Annotated in this window: 6 protein-coding genes; 1 reads left to right on the top strand and 5 read right to left on the bottom strand. The window is 53.5% G+C overall.

What is annotated here, in order from left to right; genetic code table 11:
* The 5 genes from PPL9_RS31430 to PPL9_RS17990 all read right to left on the bottom strand — a co-directional run.
* On the bottom strand, positions 1-535 hold a 535-nt coding region (locus PPL9_RS31430; RefSeq protein WP_152986746.1), incomplete at its 3' end, for an ATP-binding cassette domain-containing protein.
* 4 nt (positions 536-539) lie between these two features.
* The gene (gene argH, locus PPL9_RS18005) at positions 540-2,027 is read right to left on the bottom strand and encodes an argininosuccinate lyase (protein WP_057463993.1); all 1,488 of its coding nucleotides are present in this window, start codon (positions 2,025-2,027) and stop codon (positions 540-542) included.
* Positions 2,024-2,902 (bottom strand): carbohydrate ABC transporter permease, encoded by an 879-nt coding sequence (locus tag PPL9_RS18000; RefSeq protein ID WP_057463992.1) that lies wholly within the window; start codon positions 2,900-2,902, stop codon positions 2,024-2,026. Before PPL9_RS18000 ends, argH begins: the two co-directional genes overlap by 4 nt.
* Before the next feature lies 1 nt (position 2,903).
* Positions 2,904-3,797: a sugar ABC transporter permease gene (locus PPL9_RS17995; protein WP_057463991.1), complete on the bottom strand. Its 894-nt coding sequence runs from the start codon at positions 3,795-3,797 to the stop codon at positions 2,904-2,906.
* Between the two features lie 224 nt (positions 3,798-4,021).
* A complete protein-coding gene (locus PPL9_RS17990; protein WP_057463990.1) occupies positions 4,022-5,275 on the bottom strand; it encodes an extracellular solute-binding protein in 1,254 nt (417 codons plus the stop codon).
* 315 nt (positions 5,276-5,590) lie between these two features.
* On the opposite strand from PPL9_RS17990, the gene PPL9_RS17985 reads away from it, so the two are divergent.
* A partial coding sequence (locus tag PPL9_RS17985) for an ROK family protein (RefSeq protein ID WP_152986745.1) occupies positions 5,591-6,239 on the top strand: 649 nt, incomplete at its 3' end.

Genomic DNA, 6,239 nt, shown 5'->3' with positions numbered 1-6,239 from the left:
GCTTTTTAATCTCCAGTCGCATCTGGGTGCGCAGCTGTGCATCCAGATTGGACAGAGGCTCGTCAAACAGGAAGGCTGCTGGATCACGCACCATGGCGCGGCCAATGGCGACGCGCTGGCGCTGGCCGCCGGAAAGCTGGTTCGGCTTTCTGTCGAGCAGGTTTGTCAGTTCCAGAATGCCGGAGACTTCATTGATACGCGCGTCTTTTTCGTCCTTGGATAGCTTGGACGTGCGCAGACCGAAGCCGATGTTTTTGCGCACTGTCATATGCGGGTAGATCGCATAGTTCTGGAAGACCATGGCGATGTTGCGCTCTTTGGGCTCCATGTCGTTGACCACATCGCCGCCGATGCGGATGTCGCCTGCGGAAATTTCCTCCAGACCTGCGATCATGCGCAGGGTGGTGGACTTGCCGCAGCCGGACGGGCCAACCAGAACAACGAACTCACCGGACTGGATGTCCAGATCGATGCCATGCAGGACCTGAGTGTCCCCGTAGGACTTTTTGAGGTTGTTTAAGGATACGGTGGTCAATCGATCACTCCTGCACTAGTTTTGCAAAAGCAGCGCTGCGCACTAAAGTGGCCTGCACGCTTTGATCTGCAAATGATTTGTTTTTGGCTCTCAAGGCTTTGGCGGACTGCTTGTAAGTTTCCAAAGCAGCATCCAATGCACTTGGAGCAGGCCCGCCGGGGCGGGTGCGAATAGCAACAAAGTTCTCAGCACTGACAGCATGCATGAACTGGTCTTCGCTCATGTTGGATACCTTTTGAGCATGTGCCTCAAAGGCCTTGCCAAATGGGTCAAAACCATCACGCAGTGGCTTTTGCTCTGCGATCACTGATTTCGCTGTGTCTGCTGCAATCTCATGGGCCTGACGGAAGGAGAGGCCTTCCTCCCGCACCAGTGTATCCGCCAGTTCTGTGATGGTGATGCAGGAGGCATCTGTGTTTTTCGCAACGCGCTCTTCGTTGATGGAGCTTGCTGCGATGAGTGCTGCAAAAAGATCCAGCACGCGGCTGCCGCTTTCAAAGGCTGCATAGCCTGCCTGCTGCACTTCGCCCTCACTGTCGTTCATATCGGTGAACGGGGTGTTGTGCATGGTGCCGACGATTGCATCGCAGCGGCCAACTGTGATTGATGCCAGATGGCGCAGGTGCTCGATCGGCACCGGATTGCGCTTTTGTGGCATGATGGAAGAAATCTGCACCAAGCTGTTTGGCACGTAGAGCTGTCCAACTTCGAACGCGCTCCAGAACTGCATGTCCTGAATGACGCGGCCCAGATGCAGGAACATGAGCTTCATGGCCGAGTACAGGCCAGTCACGTAATCTACTGAGGCGATACAGCCATAGGAGTTGAGCAGCGGTTCGCTGAAGCCAAGCAGCTGCGCCATACGCTCTCGATTGATCGGGAAGCCGGAGGTGGTGATGGCCGCAGCGCCCATCGGGCAGTGGTCAATGCCAGCTCTTGCCAGATTCAGTCGTTCCAGATCTCGCAGCAGCACTTCCAGCGCGGCGGACAGGTAATGCCCGAAGGTGGATGGTTGTGCCGGTTGCCCGTGGGTGTAGGCAACAATCAGCGTTTCTTTCTCGATCTCGGCTTTCTTGATCAGCACATCACACAGATGCAAAGCCTGCTGGGTGAGGGCATCACAGCGTTTTGCCAGCGCCAGCTTGAAGACCGTGTGGTCCATGTCATTGCGTGAGCGGGCCGTGTGCAGCATGCCTGCAATATCTGGTCCGAGACGCTTTTTCAGCTCAGCTTCAACGAGGAAGAAGTAGTCCTCATATTCGCCTGTGTATTCTGGATCAGTGTCAGTCAGATCCTTTTCGATCTCAAGCAATGCCTTGGCGATTTGCTTGCCGGTTTCAACTGGGACAATCCCAGTCTCGCACAGCATCACCAGATGGGCCTGATTGATCTGAGTGATTGAGGCCACATGGTGGGCTTTCACGCCTTCAAAAAGCGGTGCAAGCACTGTGTCTTTGTAGACAGGATGGGGGAACTTGGAGCTGTCGATCATCCTTTAAGCCCTGCCATTACTACGCCGCGAATGATGTAGCGCTGGAATACCAGAAATACGATCAGGGTCGGGATGGTTGAAATTGCTGCGCCTGTCATGATCAGTTCCCACTCCACCTGCGCTTCTACAGAGAAGGTGGTGAGGCCAACGGGCAGGGTGTACATTTCCTGACTGTTGGTGACGATGAGTGGCCAGATGAAGGCTGTCCAATTGCCGAGGAACACGAAGATTGCCAGAGCTGCCAAAGCTGGGCGTACCAGTGGCATGGCCACGGTCCACCAGATCTGAAGTTCGTTGAGGCCATCAATCCGCGCAGCTTCCAGGAAGTCATCCGGAACAGTTTCAAAGAACTGCTTCATGAGGAAGGTGCCAAAAGCGGTCATGAGACCCGGGAACATGATGCCCCAGTAGGTATCGAGCCAGCCGAATGCAGAGCTCATCAGGTACCAGGGAATAACCAGCATTTCAGTCGGGATCATCAGGGTCGACAGGATGGCGATGAAGATGATGTAACGGCCCGGGAAGGTGTACTTGCACAGGACGTAACCGACGAGGCTGTCAAACAGCACATTACAGATGGTTGTGATGGTTGCGATGAACAATGAGTTGGTGAACCAGCCGAAGAAGCGCCCGTCCTCAAGAACGTAGGTGTAGTTCTCAATGGTTGGTTCTTCCGGGATGAGGTTCAGGTTGTAGACCTCAAACGGGTATTTGAAGGAGGTGGACAGCATGAAGACGATTGGCATGATCATGGCGATGCCACCTGCAAACAGCAGGAGCCAACGGATGAACTGCGCCTGACTGCGTTTTCTGCGGGCAGAATTGCGCAGGGACGAGGCACTTTTGCTTGTGTTCAGTGTATCTGAAAGAGCCATGTTACTTATCCCTCATGATGCGCAATTGCAGCAGGCTGACGACAAGCAAAACGGTGAACAGAACAACTGTTTGTGCTGCCGCATACCCCATGTCAAAAGAGTTGAAGGCCGTGTCATAGATCATCAGAACCAACGGCTTGGTGGAGTTGAGAGGGCCGCCCGGATCATTCGTGGTCATGTTGAAGACCTGATCGAAGATGCGCAGGAAGCCAATGGAGGAAAAGACAACCAGAAAGACGATGGTTGGCTTGAGAAGTGGAATGGTGATCTCGGTCAGCGTTTCCCACGCGGAGATGCCATCAATGCGGGCTGCCTCATAATAGGTTTGCGGAATAGCGCGCAGACCAGCCATGAAGATGATGACCTGAAAGCCTAGTCCTGCCCAAATGGCCGGTGCCAGAATGGATGGCAGTGCAAAGGTGGTTGAGTTCAAAAACGGGATTTGCGGGATGCCGAAAGTGGCCAGCGTGTTGTTGAAGACCCCGATTGGAACTGGCTGGTAAAACCAGCGCCAGACCCACGCCATCGCGACTGCACTGGTCATGAATGGCAGGAAGTACAGTGCGCGGATCGTGCCATGCATGAAGCGTAGTTTGTCGAGATGGAACGCGATCACGAAGGCAAGAAGCAGGGAGCTTGGTGTTCCCAAGATCAAATAGAGGAAGGTGTTGGCGAACACTTTCCAGAATGTGGGATCACTGAACAGCTTTACATAATTGTCGAACCCGGTCCAATTGCGGGAGCCGAGCAGGTTCCATTCCTGAAAAGAGAGCAGAATAGCGTTCGCTGTTGGATAGAAGCGCACGACTACATAAAAAACGATTGGGATGGCAAGTAGCCCCCACGCCCAGACGATCTGCTTTTGCGAGATCGAGAGCCTCTTATAAATCCCCAAAACCGCCCCCTGGTTATAGCCGGAATTGCAGCAGTTCGCTCAGAGTATTATTCATGAGACTGCTTTAACTATTTGTTTTAAGGTGTTTTATGGCTCTGCTTAAAGAGCCTTTGCCCTACATGCTGTCTTGATGGTGTGGGGGCAAGGTGGGTGCCCCCACACCATGTTTTGCGTATCTTCGAAAACCGGCTTCCGCTTTTCGGAGATACGCTGTCGTTTGATGCTTAGTTGTAGTAGTCGTCGAGTATTTTCTGCTCTTCGTCTGCTGCCTGAGCAAGGGAATCGTCTGCAGACTGATCTTGAAGACGCATACGTCCAACCATGTCCATCAGAGCCTGACGTTGACCACTTTCGTTGGCGAAGATTGTTGTCTTCGCATAACCAAGGCCTTTGATGAATGGGCCGTAGACTTCATGGTTGGCGTTGACTTCTGTCATTGCTGCAGAAGGCTTTGCAGGAAGTTCGCCAACGGTGTCGAGCCAGACTTGCATGGCCTCATCGGAGGTGACGTACTTCATGAACTTTACGGCTGCGTCGTACTTCTCATCGGTGGCTTTGGACGTGATGCCGTTCACCCAGTAAGACGAGTAGTTGGACTGAGTGCCATCAACAGCGGCTGGCAGTTCTGCAACACCCCATTTGAGACCGCGCACTTTGTTGAGTGCGCCGATGCGGAAGGAGCCGTCGATGTGCATGCCTGCGCGGCCTGCTTTAAAGGCGGCCTGCGGCTCATCCATGAAGCCTGCTGCGGTCACTTTGTGGGTGAACTCAAGATCGGAGTAATACTTCAGAGCGGCTTTACCGGCGTCTGTGTCGTAGTTCACCTTTTTGTAGTTATTCATGTAAGGATCACCACCGAACTGGCGGATGAGCACTTCGCGGAACCAGTGGTGATCCTGTGCGTTCATGCCGGTGGTGATGCCCACGGTGGACTGGTTGCCTGCGCCGTCTTTCTGAGTGAGTTTCTTCGCGGTTTCAACCAGCTCGTCCAGCGTCTTTGGCGGGCCGTCGATGCCAGCTTTGTCGAACAGGCGCTTGTTGTAGAACAGAGCCAGCGAGCGCACTGCGGTTGGCAGGGCCATATACTGATCGCCGCGCTTCATGGCCTGAACCATTGGGAAGAACTCAGTCTCAATTTCAGCTGGCGGGAAAACGTCGTTTGGAAGTGGCTGAATGAGTTTTGCGTTTACGTAGTCGTTCAACCAGCCGTAAAACAGCTGCACCACATCCGGGCCCTGACCCGCAGGGATCGCGGCTGCCACTTTCGTGCGGTAATCTGCATACGGGAAGTGGGTCATTTTCACGGTGATGTCCGGATTAGCCTTCTCGAAGTTTTCGATCAGGGTTTCCATTGCTTTCACTCGTGGCTCAAAGAAATATTGCCAGTACTCAATTTCAACTGCTTGTGCGCTACCTGCTGCATACATTGCGCAAGCCGCGGTGGTTGCCCCCAGCATCCACTTTTTCAACTGCTTCATAAGACCCTCTCCTAAGTCCTAAAGTCGGAGCTGCCCTCTATTCCTCGCCCCGGCTTCTTTTGATAAATTGCGAAAAGAAATGTTCTTCTCTTAATATTTCACAATGCTGAACAGATTTAATTCAATTGAGTTGAGTATTCAAGTGTTTTGATTTAATGGATAGATATGCATCGAAAAACACCACTTAAAATCATTGGCTCCAACGCCGAAAGAACTCGACTTCACAATAGGAAAGTCGTTCTCGGGCACTTACGTTCTCATGGCAAACTGGGGCGAGCAGAACTTGCGCGCCTGACCGGTTTGTCCACACAGGCAATGAGTAACATTATAGCTGAATTGGAGAGCGAAGCTCTGATTCTTGCGGGTGAGCGGCAAACAAAAGGGCGTGGTTTGCCTGCGGTGCAATACACTTTAAATCCGGCGGGTGCTGTTGCGCTGGGGGTGGAAGTTCGCCCCAACGCGATCTTATGCGCGCTGGTGAATTTTCTTGGCGATACGCTTTACACCAAGCGCATACATATCGAGAGCAGTGAGCCCGCTGTGGTTTTGCCAACCGTTAAGGCGGCCTGCGATGAGGCTCTTTCATCCATTGGCAAGAACGCACCGCCTGTTTTGGGTGCGGGAATCGTTATGCCAGGTCCGTTTGGCCGTGTGGGATTGACCGGAGCGGGGAAGGCCGAGCTGGTTGGCTGGGACGATAAAGACCCGCAGGTGCTGTTTGAAGATGTGCTTCAGGTGCCTGTGCGCGTGGAAAATGATGCGACGGCGGCAGCGATTGCAGAGCAGACAACTGGCTCTGCTACGGATCTGCAATCCTTCTGTTTTGTTTATTTTGGCACTGGTCTGGGGCTTGGGGTGATCTCCAATGGCGAGATCCTGCGCGGTGCGTTTGGCAACGCGGGTGAGCTGGGGCACGTTGTTGTGGAACGGGGCGGGCGGCTTTGCTCCTGCGGCAATCGTGGGT

Origin of the sequence: Pseudovibrio sp. POLY-S9, assembly GCF_001431305.1 — a bacterium.
In the GTDB taxonomy this organism is placed as follows: Bacteria; Pseudomonadota; Alphaproteobacteria; order Rhizobiales; family Stappiaceae; genus Pseudovibrio.
Note: the sequence above shows the minus strand (reverse complement) of the source record. Positions and strands in the feature narration are given on the sequence as shown.

Excerpts from the sequence above, each read along its gene's own strand:
- PPL9_RS17990 (WP_057463990.1), bottom strand. The coding sequence starts at position 5,275 with ATGAAGCAGTTGAAAAAGTGGATGCTGGGGGCAACCACCGCGGCTTGC.
- PPL9_RS18000 (WP_057463992.1), bottom strand. The coding sequence starts at position 2,902 with ATGGCTCTTTCAGATACACTGAACACAAGCAAAAGTGCCTCGTCCCTG.
- argH (WP_057463993.1), bottom strand. The coding sequence starts at position 2,027 with ATGATCGACAGCTCCAAGTTCCCCCATCCTGTCTACAAAGACACAGTG.